Origin of the sequence: Pseudomonas cuatrocienegasensis (genome assembly GCF_900110925.1) — a bacterium.
GTDB lineage: Bacteria > Pseudomonadota > Gammaproteobacteria > Pseudomonadales > Pseudomonadaceae > Aquipseudomonas > Aquipseudomonas cuatrocienegasensis.
This window is the reverse complement of sequence record NZ_FOFP01000011.1, coordinates 159,489-175,260: the sequence shown is the minus strand read 5'-3', so window position 1 is coordinate 175,260 and position 15,772 is coordinate 159,489. Positions and strand designations below refer to the sequence as shown.

The 15,772-nt window shown below is 61.8% G+C and carries 15 protein-coding genes and 2 pseudogenes; 9 read left to right on the top strand and 8 right to left on the bottom strand.

Annotated elements, in window-relative coordinates:
* Positions 1-81 precede the first annotated feature (81 nt).
* Positions 82-1,743 (top strand): precorrin-3B C(17)-methyltransferase, encoded by a 1,662-nt coding sequence (cobJ, locus tag BMW49_RS16160; RefSeq protein ID WP_069519422.1) that lies wholly within the window; start codon positions 82-84, stop codon positions 1,741-1,743.
* A 97-nt stretch (positions 1,744-1,840) separates the two neighbouring features.
* On the opposite strand, the gene BMW49_RS16155 is transcribed toward cobJ, so the two are convergent.
* Positions 1,841-3,004, bottom strand: coding sequence for an ATP-binding protein (locus tag BMW49_RS16155; RefSeq protein WP_069519421.1), 1,164 nt, complete (start codon positions 3,002-3,004; stop codon positions 1,841-1,843).
* Positions 3,005-3,101: 97 nt separating this feature from the next.
* Positions 3,102-4,529 (bottom strand): Fic family protein, encoded by a 1,428-nt coding sequence (locus tag BMW49_RS16150; protein ID WP_069519420.1) that lies wholly within the window; start codon positions 4,527-4,529, stop codon positions 3,102-3,104.
* A 235-nt stretch (positions 4,530-4,764) separates the two neighbouring features.
* Between BMW49_RS16150 and BMW49_RS25165 the strand changes: the two are divergent.
* From BMW49_RS25165 to BMW49_RS16130, 6 genes and pseudogenes are all read left to right on the top strand, one after another.
* Positions 4,765-4,899, top strand: a pseudogene (locus BMW49_RS25165) (hypothetical protein); the annotation flags it as partial.
* An 88-nt stretch (positions 4,900-4,987) separates the two neighbouring features.
* Positions 4,988-5,152, top strand: a pseudogene (locus tag BMW49_RS25160) (nucleotidyltransferase family protein); the annotation flags it as partial.
* A 58-nt stretch (positions 5,153-5,210) separates the two neighbouring features.
* Complete coding sequence (locus BMW49_RS25155; protein ID WP_244168359.1) at positions 5,211-5,612, top strand: nucleotidyltransferase family protein; 402 nt, start codon at positions 5,211-5,213, stop codon at positions 5,610-5,612.
* Positions 5,613-5,947: 335 nt separating this feature from the next.
* Positions 5,948-7,267, top strand: coding sequence for a type II toxin-antitoxin system HipA family toxin (locus BMW49_RS16140; RefSeq protein WP_069519419.1), 1,320 nt, complete (start codon positions 5,948-5,950; stop codon positions 7,265-7,267).
* 8 nt (positions 7,268-7,275) lie between these two features.
* A complete protein-coding gene (locus BMW49_RS16135; protein WP_170829055.1) occupies positions 7,276-7,554 on the top strand; it encodes a helix-turn-helix transcriptional regulator in 279 nt (92 codons plus the stop codon).
* Positions 7,555-7,640: 86 nt separating this feature from the next.
* Positions 7,641-9,782 (top strand): TonB-dependent receptor family protein, encoded by a 2,142-nt coding sequence (locus BMW49_RS16130; RefSeq protein ID WP_069519417.1) that lies wholly within the window; start codon positions 7,641-7,643, stop codon positions 9,780-9,782.
* A gap of 344 nt (positions 9,783-10,126) precedes the next feature.
* Here the strand turns inward: BMW49_RS16130 and BMW49_RS16125 are convergent, their stop codons facing one another.
* From BMW49_RS16125 to BMW49_RS16100, 6 genes are all read right to left on the bottom strand, one after another.
* Positions 10,127-10,534 (bottom strand): hypothetical protein, encoded by a 408-nt coding sequence (locus BMW49_RS16125; RefSeq protein ID WP_208600974.1) that lies wholly within the window; start codon positions 10,532-10,534, stop codon positions 10,127-10,129.
* 306 nt (positions 10,535-10,840) lie between these two features.
* On the bottom strand, positions 10,841-11,155 hold the full coding sequence (locus tag BMW49_RS16120) for a helix-turn-helix domain-containing protein (RefSeq protein ID WP_069519415.1): 315 nt from the start codon (positions 11,153-11,155) through the stop codon (positions 10,841-10,843).
* Complete coding sequence (locus tag BMW49_RS16115) at positions 11,152-11,496, bottom strand: toxin (RefSeq protein ID WP_069519414.1); 345 nt, start codon at positions 11,494-11,496, stop codon at positions 11,152-11,154. The genes BMW49_RS16120 and BMW49_RS16115 overlap by 4 nt, the downstream gene beginning before the upstream one ends.
* 68 nt (positions 11,497-11,564) lie before the next feature.
* A complete protein-coding gene (cobF, locus tag BMW49_RS16110; protein WP_069519413.1) occupies positions 11,565-12,326 on the bottom strand; it encodes a precorrin-6A synthase (deacetylating) in 762 nt (253 codons plus the stop codon).
* 16 nt (positions 12,327-12,342) lie between these two features.
* Positions 12,343-13,074 (bottom strand): vWA domain-containing protein, encoded by a 732-nt coding sequence (locus BMW49_RS16105; protein ID WP_083251758.1) that lies wholly within the window; start codon positions 13,072-13,074, stop codon positions 12,343-12,345.
* A gap of 2 nt (positions 13,075-13,076) precedes the next feature.
* Positions 13,077-14,093, bottom strand: coding sequence for a magnesium chelatase ATPase subunit I (locus BMW49_RS16100; RefSeq protein ID WP_069519448.1), 1,017 nt, complete (start codon positions 14,091-14,093; stop codon positions 13,077-13,079).
* A gap of 120 nt (positions 14,094-14,213) precedes the next feature.
* On the opposite strand from BMW49_RS16100, the gene BMW49_RS25350 reads away from it, so the two are divergent.
* Positions 14,214-14,345 carry a hypothetical protein gene (locus tag BMW49_RS25350; RefSeq protein ID WP_256540660.1) on the top strand — a complete coding sequence of 44 codons (132 nt, stop codon included), beginning with the start codon at positions 14,214-14,216 and terminating at the stop codon, positions 14,343-14,345.
* 269 nt (positions 14,346-14,614) lie between these two features.
* Positions 14,615-15,703: a 3-deoxy-7-phosphoheptulonate synthase gene (locus tag BMW49_RS16095; protein WP_069519411.1), complete on the top strand. Its 1,089-nt coding sequence runs from the start codon at positions 14,615-14,617 to the stop codon at positions 15,701-15,703.
* The last annotated feature ends 69 nt before the right edge of the window (positions 15,704-15,772 follow it).

The following is a 15,772-nucleotide window of genomic DNA, read 5'->3' as shown; positions in this document are numbered from 1 at the left end:
ACCCATCCACCAACCACGACGGTGGATGAAGAAAGCGTCATCCACCCTACCCAACCTACACACGGCACAGATGGAACCCGCATGAACCACTCCCCCGCCATCATCATCCTCGGCCCCTCCGCCCTGCCCTGCGCACGGCGCATCCAGGCACTTTACCCACAGGCCGAGATCCACGGCCTGCACAGCCGGGTGACGGACGTTGAGCGGACTTATGAAGACTTCGGCGACACCATGCGCGCGCTCTACCGCGCCGGTACGCCGCTGATCGTGCTGTGCGCCGCTGGCATCGTGATTCGCAGCCTGGCCGCTGTACTGGGTGAGAAAGACAGCGAGCCGCCGGTGCTGGCCGTGGCCGAAGATGGCAGCGTCGTGGTGCCGCTGCTCGGCGGCCTCGGCGGGGTCAACCGGATGGCGCGGGAGCTGGCGGCGCACCTGGGCGTCAACGCAGCAATAACCACCAGCGGTGAACTGCGCTTTGGCACCTGCCTGCTGGAGCCGCCGGCCGGCTATGTGCTGGCCGATCTTGAGCACGGCAAAGGCTTTGTCAGCGACCTGCTCGGCGGCCAGGCGGTGCGGATCGAGGGCGACGCGCCCTGGCTGGCCCAAGCCAAACTGCCTGTGGATAACCAGGCCAACCGGGTTATCCACATCAGCCCGCACCGCCGCGCGGCCAATGCCGATGAGCTGCTGATCCACCCGCAGCAGGTGGCCGTTTGGGTCGAACAGGCCAACGCCGATTTGCTTGGCGAACTGCAGCAGGCGCTGCATGCCAGCAACCTGGCCCCACACAGCCTGGCCTGCCTGCTGGCCGCCCCAGCATTGATGGCCAACGCCGAACTGCACAACGCCGCCGCCCAGCTCAAATTGCCGCTGCGCTTTATCGACGACGCCACGCAATTACCGCCAGTGCATAGCCAGCACGCCAATCTGCGCCTGCTGTTGGCCACTGATCCCATCGACACCACGCAACTCGGTCGCCCCCGTGGTCGCCTGACGGTGATCGGCCTCGGCCCCGGTGCTGCTGAGTTTATGGTGCCCGCCGCGCGCCAGGCGCTGGACGAGGCGCAGGATCTGCTCGGCTACGAAACCTATATCAAGATGGCCGGCCCACTGCGCCCGGAGCAGGTGCGCCATTGCACCGATAACCGCGAGGAAATGCAGCGCGCCCGCCATGCCTTCGAGCTGGCCGCCAGCGGTCGGCGCGTGGTTGTGGTGTCCTCCGGCGACCCCGGCGTCTTTGCCATGGCCGCCGCCGTGCTGGAAGCCCTGCACAAATCGACCGACGCCGAATGGCAGCGCGTCGACTTGCAGATATTCCCCGGCGTCTCAGCGGCGCTGGCCACCGCCGCCAAGGCTGGCGCGCCCTTGGGCCACGACTTCTGTCTGATCTCCCTCTCCGACAACCTCAAGCCCTGGGCCATTATCGAAAAGCGCCTAGAACACGCCGCCGCCGCCGACCTGGTGATGGCCTTCTACAACCCCATCTCCAAAGCCCGCCCCTGGCAACTCGGCAGCGCGCTGGATATCGTCCGCCAGCAACGCACCCCAGAAACCCTGGTGGTCCTCGGCCGCGACATCGGCCGCCCCGGCGAAACCCTGCGCACCCTTACCCTCGGCGAACTCACTCCAGAGATGGTCGATATGCGCACTCTGGTAATTATCGGCTCCAGCCAGACCTGCCGCTTTCCGAGGGCTGAGGGCGGCGAGTGGGTGTATACGCCGCGGAGTTATCCACAGGGGTAGGATGGTTGAGCCTGTGATATCCATCAGGGTTTGGTGGTTCACAGATGATGGGCCGAGCACAGTATGGGAATCGATATGCTGAACCCTCCTGCAAAGCTCACCCCTGCCGTCGCATATATTCCGCGAAAAGGGGGACAGTAAAGTTTAGATAGCCGTGATCCGTACTGTAGATCATACCCTTAGAAATAATGTTAGCCCGAGTGGGCCCAAGCGATGACTGGGTTCGCCCCATTGCTTTGGCGATATCAGCCATTGCATAAGGACCATCGCCCAATTCCGACATGGTTTTCACGAACTGAACCTCTGACTTTGTCAGCCGATCAATACGAACCCTGAAGAAACCTGCATCAAGTGACGCTAAAGTCTCGGCATAGGATTGGCTCACGTCATCAAGGGTAATTTCTGGGCCCTCGGCATTGTTCCAAGCTATGGAGGCCCATTCTTGGAGGAAAAAGGGATAACCGCGTGTGCGGTCGACGATTTCGCCGAGTGCTGTCGGTTCAATAGTGGCTTGCTCATCCACAATTGGTTTTTCAACAGCTTGAATAGCAGACGGTTGATCGAGAGCACCAATTGCCGGGTAAAGAAAAAGCCGCTCTGCATAGGACTTTGCTTCGCCTGCGAGCCGCGCGACTTGTGGAAGACCCGCACCGACAAGAAGTACCGGGAGGCCTTCCTGAGACATACGGTGGATGGAAACGATGAGTGCTGATAGATCTGCTTCGGAAAGGTACTGCACCTCGTCAATTAGAAGAATCCACCCCTTACCTGCGGCTTGTGCTGCCCGACCAATTACATCAAAAAGGTCCGGAAGATCGTACTGAAGGTCCCCGCTATCAGCGAGACCTGGCTCCGGCTCCACGCCAACTTCAACACCCGCAATATCAATCTTGAAGATTGAGGCAAAACTGCGCAGGCCCTTCAATCCACGATTGGCGATTTGCTTAGCTGCCTGGATGCCCGAAAGCGAGCGCATGACCTTACGCATTTCAGGGTAGAGAAGACGCGCAAGGCTTTCACGTTCTGGAGACTCCACCTTAGAAACCAGAAGGCCTTCTTCCTGTGCAATTTTCCCTATTTCATTAAGCAGGACTGTCTTCCCGGTCCCCCTCAAGCCGAGGAGCATGATTGAACGGGCGCTCCGCCCCTTAATGGCGCGGCCACATGAGATCCTTGCGGCCTCAAGGGTCGCATCGCGCCCCGCTAGTTCAGGCGGTCTACTTCCTGCACCTGGCGCAAAAGGGTTGCGGTACGGATCCATATTTTTTGCCTCTACTGATCTCTAGCAAAGCATAGGTAAATATAGTGAATTTAGCTATACACGCCTATATTTTGCTACTTACGCAGGTAAAGGTGGCTTATTGACCCCCACCACCAACCTCCACCCTATCCCTAATCGGTTGCCAAACCAGAAACTCCGAATGCCTAAGCCGATAACGGGCCACGCTGCCTTCGTGCAGATGCTTAAGCGCATTGCTCAACAGTTGCGCGAAAGCATCCCGATCTTCTGCTGCCGCCTTGTCCTGGGCCAGTTGCCTGATCACTTCAGCGCTGGGCGCCAAACGCTGTTTGACCACCCATTGCACGGCCTCGATCAGCGCCGTGCGGTAGCGAATTCGCAGCGGGTCGGGGTCGCTCATGCTCTGGCTGATGGCCAGGTAGCGTTGGCATGAGCGCTCGTAGGCCCAGACAAATATGTCGCGCAGCAACTCGATGCGGTTTAGCTCATAGACACCCAGAATGCCTTCCACATAGGCGCGCTCTGGCACATCGATAAAGGACAGCGGGCAGAGGTTATGACGGATCAACGGGATGTTCGCGCCGATACGCGATACCCGTTTGTTGACGTCCTCGAATGGCTGCAAATAGGGCAGCTGCACCATCAGGAAAAATGCCTGCTCAAAGGGATCGGCAATGGCCGTCGCCTTGTGCAGCAGCTCAATAAAGCAGTCTTCCAATACCTGGGGTAACGCCAGGGGCTGAAATACGGTGGCGGAGATTTCCACCGGGCGGCGGCGCAAGCGTCCGCAAGCCTCTTCATCGGCCATCAGGTTTTCCGCCAGGATGGCATGCAGGTTCTGGAAGGTGAACGGGTTGAAATCGACCTGCTCCACATCCTCGATCAGCATCTCGATGGCGGCTTTGTGGTTGAGGATCATCTGGGTTTCCTGGGCATCCTTGCCCTGCGCCACCTGTCCGAGTTCGATCAGGTTCTGCGTATCCAGACGGCTGTAGGTGTTGCCCTCCAGACGCGATGATGCCCAGGACAGATCCACCAGCAGCCGATTGTAGATATCCCTGGCATAGGTGCCGGCAGGTCGCGCGGCCTGTGCGGTGCGCCCAATCTCATGCAGCTGCGCACGCAGCGACTCCGGCAAATAGAAGCTCACCCCTGGTTCGTAGCGCTCAAGGAACGCGTGCTGGTAGCCCACCGGGCGGCGATGCATTAAGGGGCGGCGTACCTGATCGCGGATCGCTGCACCCTCAGCGGAGACGGGCACATAGAGTTCCAAGTCAGCGTAGTCACCGATCGCCACTGCGCTCGGCGCTGCACCAGAGCCGAGCTGCGGCGGCTGATAAACCAGGGCAACACTTTCACCGCTGGACAGGATGCGCTGCTGCGCGAGCAGGTTTTCCAATCGGCGCTGCAAGGTACGCCGATTCAGGGTCAGGGACAGACGCTGGGCCAAACACCGCTCCAGCTCGGCAATACCGATACCATCGCGCCGCTCGGCGATTAGTGCTTCGATGGCATTGAGTTGGTTGTCCAGACGGGAATTGGCCATGACAGGTCCTTGGGCAAAGCAATCGACTGCCGATTGTCACGCGCGGCAAGAGCACGACAAAAAGCGCGACACCAATATGTCGCGGAAAATGTCGCGCTTCAATAAAAAATGTCGCTCAATCTGTCGTGCTTTTTGGGAAGCCTTCCTTAATCCACATCGTGACTGTGTAACCGATCGCTATCCATAGCCCTGAAGCAGCGCAACACTAGCCATACAGGTGACCAATCCTTCGCTTACCCTCGGCGAATTGATGCCAGAGATGGTCGATATGCGCACCCTGGTGATTATCGGCTCCAGCCAGACGTGTCGCTTCCCGCGTGCCGAGGGTGGGGAGTGGGTGTATACGCCGAGGAGTTATCCACAGGGGTAAGGTGAGCGAGCCTGGGATCATTACGCTCACCCAGCATGGCCCGACCCTGCGTGTTAACGCCCACTTATGAGCCAACGGTTAGATCAACATGCAAGAAAAATTCATCGCCGATGTACTGCAAAATAGAAACAACGCACACATCATTGAGCGGTGGGATGCATTGAATCTGATAGATGGCTGGTTAGTCGCCGGATGCCTCTTTCAAACTGTATGGAACGTGCTTTCCGGGCATCCCCCCGAGAGCAAGATCAAAGACTACGATTTCTTTTACTTCGACCCATCAGACCTCAGCGAGGCAGCTGAAAGCTGCCATGCAACGCCACGTAGAAATGGTGTTGAAAGACTTATGCATCACTGTGGAAGTTGCCAATCAAGCGAGGGTTCATTGCTGGTACGAAGAGCATTTCGGCCACCCCTACGCACCCTTGAGCAGTGCTAAGGAAGGCATCAGTCGCTTTTTGATTCCGGGAACATGCGTGGGTATCAATGCTTGTGAGGTCTATGCGCCAAACGGCCTTCACCTCATGTATGAAGGGACGCTCACCATGAACCCACTAACCCCACATGAAGCCCTGTTTATAGAAAAAGCTGCCTCTTATCAGCAGCGCTGGCCTTGGCTGAGCGTCGTGCCTGGTCCTGCACAACATAGACCGACGCACTCCACGCAGACGTATGAAAAGCGCGCGCCGATTCAAAGCAAGCAACCCGGATAACCATGGTGGAAAACGCTGCGCGGTTTTCCACCCTACGCGGATTTGATGGCGCTGTAGGGTGAGTAACGCTGTGCTTGCCCCTCAATAACGTCAAACGCCACCGTTCTTGCTCCGTAAATAGCTACCCACAAGCCGCGCATGCTGCTTGTACATCTGCGCACGGTGCGGTGTGTGCCGGCAGGGCGCCGGGGCTATTCTGCGCACCGGCACCACCTACACCGGATTAGCGGCATTAAAATACCCATAAATAGCTTACTAGCCGCAAAAATAGGCACTATAGTTCCCATCAGCTTAAGCCTTTACCGGGAGTGCGGCATTTTAGTGCCGATCACGCGATGGAATCGATCACCCTGCAAGCCCATCTGGATGGCCAGTGGCGCGATGCCATGCTGGTGCGTTTTGACGAGCCGCAGCACGGGCTGCGCAGCCGTTGCAGCGCCAGCTATGTCACTGAGTATCTGGCCGGGCTGATTGCGCAGATGGGCAGCGTGACAGCACCGGCAATCAGCGCGGACTTCCCCCTGTCCTGGGACGTTCGCCGCGACCTGGCGCCGGCCTTTCTGCATGACATCATTCCCGCAGGGGCTGCGCGGCGGCACATTCTGGCCAGAATGGCCGTGCCGCTGGATAGCATTGAGGAATTCTTTCTGCTGCAGCGCTGCTGTGCTGCGCCCATTGGCCATCTGCGGGTCAAGGAATCTGTCGACGGCATCCTCGCCCAAGGCGAGGTGATCGGCTTCCCCCGTGAGGAAGTTATTCGCCGCGATACGCACTTTCTCGACTATGCCCACGAACGCGGTGCAGCGATTGGCGGGGCCACGGGTGCTGGCGGTGAGGCGCCGAAACTGCTGCTGGTCGAGGATGGCGACGGGCATCTGTATCCCGATGCCGTACTGCCGGACGCGCAGGTGCGCCGGCACTGGTTTATCAAGTTCCCGCGCAACGCTGCAGGCGCAACAGACCGGAACATTTTGCACAGCGAATACTGCTACTACCGGGCACTGGGCCAACTGGGCATCGACACCATTGCCAGCGATGGCCTGGCCTACGAAGTGGCCGAAAAACCCAGCCTGTGGATGCCACGTTTTGACCGTCAGGTGACGCCCCATGGCGTAGAACGCACCGCCGTCGAGTCCATCTATTCCCTGTGCGGGGTCACCCGTGCGGGAAGTCGCATGGACCATCTCGCCGTCGTCGACCGCCTGGCAGATACCTGGGCCGCCGCGGGCCAGGCGGATGAAATACCCGCCATGGTCAGCGAATACCTGCGCCGGGATCTGATCAACCAGATCCTCGGCAACACCGACAACCATGGCCGCAACCTATCCATCCTGCGCACCCACGAGCGCATCCGCTTTGCCCCGATCTACGACCTGGCGCCGATGGTGATGGACCCTGAGGGGATTGTGCGAACCAGCAAATGGCCGGCCGCTATCGAGCGCTTGAACACGGTTGATTGGCAAGCGGCCTGCGCACGCCTGGCACACAGGGCTGAGCCGGAGTGGCTGTTGGCGCGTTTGCACGAGGACGCCCAGTTGCTGCGGGCACTACCCGACCTGCTGACCGACCTGGGGCTCCCGCAAGAAACCTGGAAGGCCCCCGCCATTGTGCTGAACCGCCTGGACGAAACACTGCGCCGCTGGGGATTGATGTGAGCAAGCCAATGCAAGACCGCGAGACCGTGCTAGAGGACATTCGCCAGCAACTGGCGGACGGATCCATCACCTTCGGCGAAGCCATTCGCCGGCTGCGGACCCAGGTCACCGGGCTCAACCAAGCCAACTTTGCCCTGATGTGCAAACTCTCCATGCGTACCCTGCGCTTGCTTGAGCAGGACGCCGCCAACCCGACCGTCGACACCCTCAACAGCGTGTTCAAATTGTTCGGCATGCAGGTGGGCATCGTCGCGCTGCGGCGTAAGCCGGTAACGCTGCCCGACTGATCGCCCGCCATGCCGCAGCGGTGACCAATCCCCCGCACGCCTCATCACACAGCCATCCTGCCGACACCCGCTTACCGGACCTGACCATGCCCTCTTTGCCATTACCCAACCGCCCCATGCGCCTGGCCCCATTGCTGCTGGCCTGCGCCGCCACACCCTACGCGCTGGCCGCCGAAGAGCCGTTGCAGCTCGACGCCATGCAGGTCACCGCTGGGCAACAGGACGAGGCAGCCAAGGCACAGGCAGCCCTGCAACAGGTGCCCGGCGCCAGTAATGTGGTGGATATGGACAAGGTCGCGCAGGGCCGGGTGGCCGGCGTAGCCGATGTGCTGGCTTACCAGCCGGGGGTTTTTGCTCAGTCGCCGGGCAACGAGGGGGTGAAGGTCAGCATCCGCGGCTCGGGGATCAACCGTGGCCCCGGCGCCCATGCCTCCGGCACCCATGTGCTGCTCGACGGCTTGCCGCTGACTGGCTCCGGCGGTACGCCCTATGAGTTGCTGGAGCCCCTGTGGATAAGTCGCGCCGAGGTGCTGCGCGGTGCCAACGGCTTTGAGCGCGGCGCCCTGGCCCTGGGTGGCGCGGTGGACTACATCAGCCGCACCGGCTACAACGCGGCCAAACTGCAACTGCGTTACGAGGCCGGCAGCCACGGCTACCAGAAGCGCAGCATCAGCTCGGGCCAGGTATTGGGCGATTTCGACTACTACCTCGCCCTCACCGACAGCCATACCGACGGCTATCAGGATCACGCGTCGGGTAAAGGCAAGGGCGTGACCGCCAACTTCGGCTATCGCCTCAACGAGAATCTGGAGACGCGCTTTTACCTGCGCTACCGCGAGACTGAGCACGAAACACCCGGCCGCCTGACCAAAGCCCAGCTCAAGGACGACCCGCGCCAGGCCAGCGCCTTCAACCGCAGCATCGACGCCCAGCGCGACCAGCCCGGCAGCACCTGGCTGGCGAACAAAACCACCCTGCAACTGGACGACGCCAGCAGCCTGGAAGTCGGCCTGGCCTACCATCACTACCCCATGGACCTGAAGGAGAGTAACTACCGCATCCGCGTCGACTACAGCGACGTCAGCGGCAGCCTCACCTACAAGCGACAGCACAGCCTGTTCGGTCTGGACAGCAACACCACCATCGGCTGGCGCAGCACGGTCAACCTGCCCAGTACAAAATCGCGGGAGACAACCTACCAGCCAATCAGCGTCGGCCCGAGCGGAGGTCCAACCACCGCCTACCCCGCCGGCACCCAAACGCGCGACTATATCCACCAGGGCTCGGACAACGTGCTGCACGCCAGCAACGACCTGGAACTGGCCCCCGACCTGTGGCTGACCACCGGCCTGGCGCTGATCTACACCCGCCGCGAAGCCGAAGTGACCTGGCCGAGCAACGCCGAGCGCATCAGCGAGCACACCTGGGACTACGCACCGCGTATCGGCCTGCGTTATCGGCTCAACCCGCAGGTGCAGGTCTACGGCAATCTCAGCCGTTCGGTAGAACCGCCCCATGCCTGGTCGATGCTCTGGGGCTCGCCGCTGCGTTTCCCGGCCAGCAATCAGCCCTGGAGTGGTCGCCAGCGCGCTGCCGTCAGCCTGGATAACCAGACCGCCACCACCTTCGAGGTCGGCGCCCGGGGCGATGCGGCCATCGGCCAATGGGACCTGGCCTACTACTACTCGCAGGTGCGCCACGAGCTGCTAGCCGTAGAGATTGAGACCAACGTGGTCGCCGAATCCAACGCCAGCCCGACCATCCACCAAGGCATCGAAGCCGGCCTAAGCAGCCCACTCTGGCAAAGCACCGCCGGCACCCTGAGCCTGCGCCAGGCCTACACCTTCAGTGACTTCCACTACCGCGATGACGACCAATTCGGCGACAACCGCCTGCCCGGCCTGCCGCGCCACACCTACCAGGCCGAACTGCGCCATGACTTCCCCAGCGGCTTCTACGCCGGCCTCAACACCCAGTACGCCTCCAAGGTGGCGGTGGACTACGCCAACTCCTACTACGCCGATGCCTACGTCACCTTCGGCGCCACCCTCGGCTACGCATCACCGAAGGACGACTGGCAAACCTGGCTCGACCTGCGCAACCTGACCAACAAGCGTTATGCGGCGACCGTTACGCCGGCGTATGACGACAATGGTACGGACGCCGCGCGCTCCACACCGGGGGAAGGGTTTGGGGTGTATACGGGGGTTTCGTGGAGTTGGTTGTAAGCCGCCGGGGTGGTGGAAAACGCTGTGCGGTTTCCACCCTACGCCCTAGGGAACACACTCGCTGATTACCCACGGGACTTTTATGGATTTCATAGTAGATTTTATTTTAAGTACCGTTATGTATCGAATTGGCCTTGGGATACTTAGAGTAATTACGTTTGGCAGATTCCCCGAAAACAACAGCTATCTGAAATCACTACCTATTTTGGTTGGCTTTATTTTTATAGCTGTGTTTATCGTTATTTTACTTTTAGTTATTTCTGAAATAAGCCAATAGCCTGAAGAGTCAATCGAGCAAAACCGCTATACGGGTTATCCACCGGCTACATTTATCTCCGTTTCTCCTAGGCCCGCACATCAACCCTTGTGGCCTGCCCCTGAGACCGCTGGATGATTTGCATGGCAGACTCCAGCATCTTCAACGTCGTTTCGTCATTGCGTGACTGCGCGCCCTCGATGCCATCACGAATCTTCTGCGTGAAGTCGTACCGCGTTGCATCGCTTTCGGCCGGCATCTCGCCGCCAAGGCTGTCTACCGAAATTTTCATGGTCATCGCCATAAAAGGCCGGCTGTCGTCGAGTGACATTTCCCCGCTGCTGATTTGCGTGTTGACCCAGTCACGCATTTCCTGACGGGTCATGCTGGTGAAATTATTCTGATTGGTAGCGCCGGCCTGCGGGGCAGTCAGCGGGGCCGAAAAGGACGTCGCGACTGAATGATCGGCGGATAAAGCCTGCTGGCGCTGACTCACGTATGGGTAGCTTATTCCTGTATCAACTCTCATCGAAACCATGCCTCCGGCACGTTAATGACAGGACCATCCCTCGCAAAACTTGCGCCAAGGCTGTGTACCCAATCAATCCAATGAGCAGAGGCCTTACTTTGCCTATGTATCCGCGCTCATCGTGTGCAGGAACAACAGAGGACAGGCTTCGTATACGGACAATAGATCGGCGAAGAGCGGCCAGACATTGCCGAAAAACCGGCATCGTTTTGCCTGGAGTGAAGCCAGCAGTTCGACCACTTCGCCCGCGGGTAGCCGGGGCTCACCTGGGCGTCACACCGCCTCCAGCCGCTCCACCATATCCGGGTACTGCTCGACCAGTTTGATCAGCAGTGCAGCCTGGGTGTTGGGCTTGGATTTTTGCTGTTCCCAGTTACGCAGTGTCTCGGTGCTGGTACGGATGCGTCGTGCAAATACCGCCTGCGACATACGCAGTTTCTTGCGCAGTGCGACGATTTCCGCGGCCGACACCTCGGGCGCAGGCTTGTCTTCCAGGGTCGAGGTGCGCAGGGTGATCTTGCCCTCACGATGGGCAGCCATCTGCGCCACGCCCTGGATCATCTCGGCAAACAGATCACGTTTTTTCATGGGGCACCTCGCGCTTTCAGCTCTTGGGTGATGGCGTGCTTCAGGGCTCTTTCCTGTTCGGCGGTCAGGTTTTCCAGTTCGTCCTTGTCGTAGATGGCGAACATCCAGAACTGGCCATCACCCAACAGCCAGTAGTAGATGACGCGCAACCCGCCGCGTTTGCCCTTGGCACGCCGACTGTCCGTCCAGCGCAGCTTGCGAAACCCACCCGTACGCGGCATGACATCACCCGCCAAGGGGTTGCCCAACATCGCTGCCTGTAGCTCGCGATACTGCTCATCCGTCAGGTAATCAGCCACGGTAGCAGTAAACGTGGTGGTTTCTAGAAAGAGCGCTTTCATGGCCAAAGTGTAGGCACTCTGCCTAGCTTTGCGCAATGCCAAGGTTGCCAGGTATCGCTGCTACTGCCTCACCCCTTACCGTCTTTGCGCAGCAGGTAGCTGTCCATAATCCACCCATTCCTCTCCCGCGCCTCGGCACGGGTACTGGCAATCCGTTCGGCCACTTCATCCAACGGACCCGCAATCAGGATTTCATCAGCAGTGCCGACGTAGGCGCCCCAGTAGATATGCAGGCCGTGGCCGACAAAGCGGCGGTAGGTATCTTTGGCATCAAGCATTACCGCGACGCTGTCCACGCCTTGCGGCCAGCCGTCGGCGAGCAGGCGGCCGGTGGTGATTTCCACGGCGCGGCCGATGCGGTTGAGCGGGATGCGGTGGCGTGCGGTAAGGGCTTGCAGGCTGGTGATGCCGGGGATCACCTCATAATCGAAGTCGCGCCGTGTGGCGACAATGCCTTCGACGATGCGGATGCTGCTGTCGTACAGCGAGGGGTCGCCCCAGACCATCAAGGCGGCGACTTCGCCGTGGCTCATCTGCTCATCGATCAGTTGCTCGAACACCGCCTGTTTGTCGCGGTTCAGCTCATCGACGCTGGCACGGTAGTCGGCGGCATCGCGTTCGCGCTCCGGTTGCTGCGCTTCGGCGAAACGTGGGCTGTGGCCATCGAGAAAACGCGCGCAGATTTCCCGACGCAGGGCGTTGAGCTTGTGTTTGGCCGGGCCTTTGTCGAGCAGGAATATCACGTCGCTACGGCGCAGGGCCTTGATCGCCTGTTGGGTGATGTAGTCCGGGTCGCCGGCGCCAATGCCGACCAGCAGCAGGGTTTTCATTCAATTCTCCAGACAACTAAAGACCCGTAGGAGCCGGCTTGCCGGCGATCAATGTGCGGTCCACTGGCTCGCCCGCAAGCGGGCTTCTACCGGGTGGGAGTTCGTCGATGTGGTGATAGTCGGCGCCCAGCTCGTCCGCCAACTGGCGGGCACGGCCGAGGCGGATCGGTGCGCTTTCGATATCCACCAGCACTGCCGGGCAGGCGCTGGGGGCCAGGGCGGGCCAGGCGCGCAAGCGGCCGTCGGTGATGATCAGCACGCGCTGGCGCTCGGCCGGGCGCAGGCGCTGACGCCGCGCTTGCCAATCGGCGGCTTGCTGCAAGGCGTCGAACAGCGGCGTGCCGCCCCCCGCTCCCAGCTCATTCAGCCAGTGCTGCAACGCCTGGGAGGCTTTTTGCCCTTGCCACAGCCACTGTGCCTGGCGCCCGGTGGCGTGCAGCACGGCCAGGCGTGCGCGCTGGCGGCGGGCCTGCTCGAAGACTTCGCTAAGCAACCCTTTGGCCTTGCTCAAGGCACCGTGGCGGCGGGTCGAGGCCGAGGCATCAACGATCACCAGCCACAGCTGCGCAGGCTTGGCGCTGCGGGGGCGCAGCACGAGATCCTGACGATTGCGCGGGCGGCCTTTAAGCAGGCTCGCCGGCCAGTCGATACGCCCAGCCGCACCACTGCGACTGGCACCGCTGCGACCACCGCCCAGGGTTCCGGGAACGGCCCGGGCATCCGCGCCTGGGGCTTTGCGCGGGCGGATGCCTAGGGCTTTTTTGTCCAGCGCGGCGGTTCACGCCGAGGGCCTGGGCTTTGCGCCTGGGCGGGCAACTCGCCCCACTGGCCTTCGCCTTGCGGCTGCTCGCTAGGCGCGTTATGGCTGGGCGGCGATTCGGGCTGGTTTTGTGGCGGTTGCGCAGCCGGCGGCGGAGTGTGCCGGCGCCGGTGACGCAGAACGAACTCGGCCACCGCGTCGATATCCACAGGTTCAATACATGCAGCGCCGCGCCAGGCAGCATGGGCGCGGGCGGCGCGCAGCCAGACCAGGTCGGCGCGCAAACCATCGACAGCGGCGGCGAAGCAGCGCTGGCTGATCTGCTCCAGGGCCGCGTCATCCAGGGGGATCGCCGCCAGGCTCTGACGGGCGCGCTGACAGCGCTCGTGCAACTCGGTCTGCTCGCCCTGCCAGCGCTCGAGAAACGCTTGCGGGTCGGCATCGAAGGCCAAACGGCGGCGAACGATTTCAGCGCGCTGGGCCGGTTGCGGTTGCGCATCCAGGGCCAGGTTGAGGCCGAAGCGGTCGAGCAGTTGCGGGCGCAGCTCGCCTTCCTCGGCGTTCATGGTGCCAATCAGCACAAAGCGCGCGGCGTGGCGATGGGAAATGCCGTCGCGCTCGACATGGTTAACCCCGCTGGCCGCCGCATCGAGCAGCAGGTCGACCAGGTGATCGGGCAGCAGATTGACTTCATCCACATAGAGCACGCCGCCATCGGCGCGGGCCAGCAGACCGGGCGAGAACTGCGCGCGGCCCTCGCCCAGCGCGGCGTCCAGGTCCAGGGTGCCGACGATGCGTTCCTCACTCGCGCCCAGCGGCAGGGTGACGAAGCGCCCGCCATCGAGCAGGTCGGCCAGGCCACGGGCCAGGGTCGATTTGGCCATGCCGCGCGGGCCTTCGATCAGCACGCCGCCAATCGCCGGGTCGATGGCCGCCAGGCACAGCGCCAGCTTGAGGTCGTCAGCCGCAACCACGGCCGCCAGGGGAAAATGGGTCATGTCGCTCATGCAAGGGTCCACCAGTACGCAGGCGGCCATGGTAACAAGCAGCGCGGCATCTGGCTGCGGCGCGTGGCTTGATCCGCCAGGCGCGATGCAGTAACGTCTGGCCATCGCACGGAGTTAACCATGTCCCACAGCACCCTATTCCTGATCACCCGCCTCGCTGCCCTGAGCAGTGCGGTTGCGCGTGCCCAGGTATTGGTGGTGGCAGCGGCTGCGTATTTTTATGGGTATTGGTTTAGCCGCATGCGCGCCTGATACCCCACAGGCGCCCTAGCACTCAGGGTCGCCACCAGACAGTTTCTCGAAACCCCCGGTCGGCCTCCCGACCGGGGGTTTTGTTTTTTCTGGCACACAGATTTTCACAGAGGATTTCACCATGACCGCATACACCACCTACCAATCCTATTACCGCTACGACTGGCGATTTACCGGCGGCCGCACCGGCCAATCACTTATGCGAACACCCCATCGAATCAGATAGTGCGCCGCGCGCGGTAACGTCCGCGCCGGCCGAGGAAACCAACATGTCCGTAGCCGCTAATGCCCGCTCCACCGCCAAATCCGTCGACCTGCACCTGGTCGCCACGCCTGCCCGTCGCCAGACCTCGCCCCTGCCCAGCGCCAGCCAGTTGCGCGAAGCGCTGCCACTTTCTGCCGCCCTCGCGCGCCAGGTGCAGCAACAGCGCCACTCGATCCGCGCCATTCTTGATGGCCACGACCCGCGCCTGCTGGTGGTGGTCGGCCCCTGCTCCCTGCACGACGATACCGCCGTACTCGAATACGCCGAGCGCCTGGCCGCCCTCAGCCAACGGGTGGGTGATCGCCTGCTGCTGGTGATGCGCGCCTACGTCGAAAAACCGCGCACCACGGTGGGCTGGAAGGGCCTGGTATACGATCCGGCGCTGGATGGCAGCGGCGATATGGGCGAAGGCCTGCGTCGCTCGCGGCAACTGATGCTGCGTCTGCTGGAGCTGGGCCTGCCACTGGCCAGCGAGATCCTGCAGCCGCTGGTGGCGGGCTACTTCGACGACCTGCTCGGCTGGGCGGCGATTGGTGCACGCACCAGCGAGTCGCAAGTGCACCGCGAGCTGGTCAGCGGCCTGGAGATGCCGGTGGGCTTCAAGAACGGCACCGATGGCAGCCTCGGCATCGCCTGCGACGCCATGCGCTCGGCGGCCCATGCCCATCAGCACTTTGGCGTCGATGGCCACGGCCACCCGGCCTTGGTACAGACCCAGGGCAACCCGGACACCCACCTGGTACTGCGCGGCGGCCATGGCGCGCCGAACTACGACGCCGCCAGCATCGCCACCGCGCGCGCCGAGCTGGAGCGCCAAGGCATCACGCCACGGATCATGGTCGACTGCAGCCACGCCAACAGCGGCAAGAACCCGCTGCGCCAGCCCGAAGTGCTGCGCAGCGTGCTCGACCAGCGCCTGGACGGCGACGGCGCCCTGCGCGCGGTGATGATCGAAAGCCACCTGTTCGACGGCGCCCAGAGCCTCGGCGGCGAACTGCGCTACGGCGTGTCGATCACCGATGGTTGCCTCGGTTGGGAGGGCACAGAGCGCATGTTGGTCGATGCGGCCGTGCGCATGCGGCATCTGGTGTAAGCCTCGCCTCACGCTCAACCGACACCGTAGCCTGGGTCGAGCGCAGCGACACCCGGGAGAACGGAAATG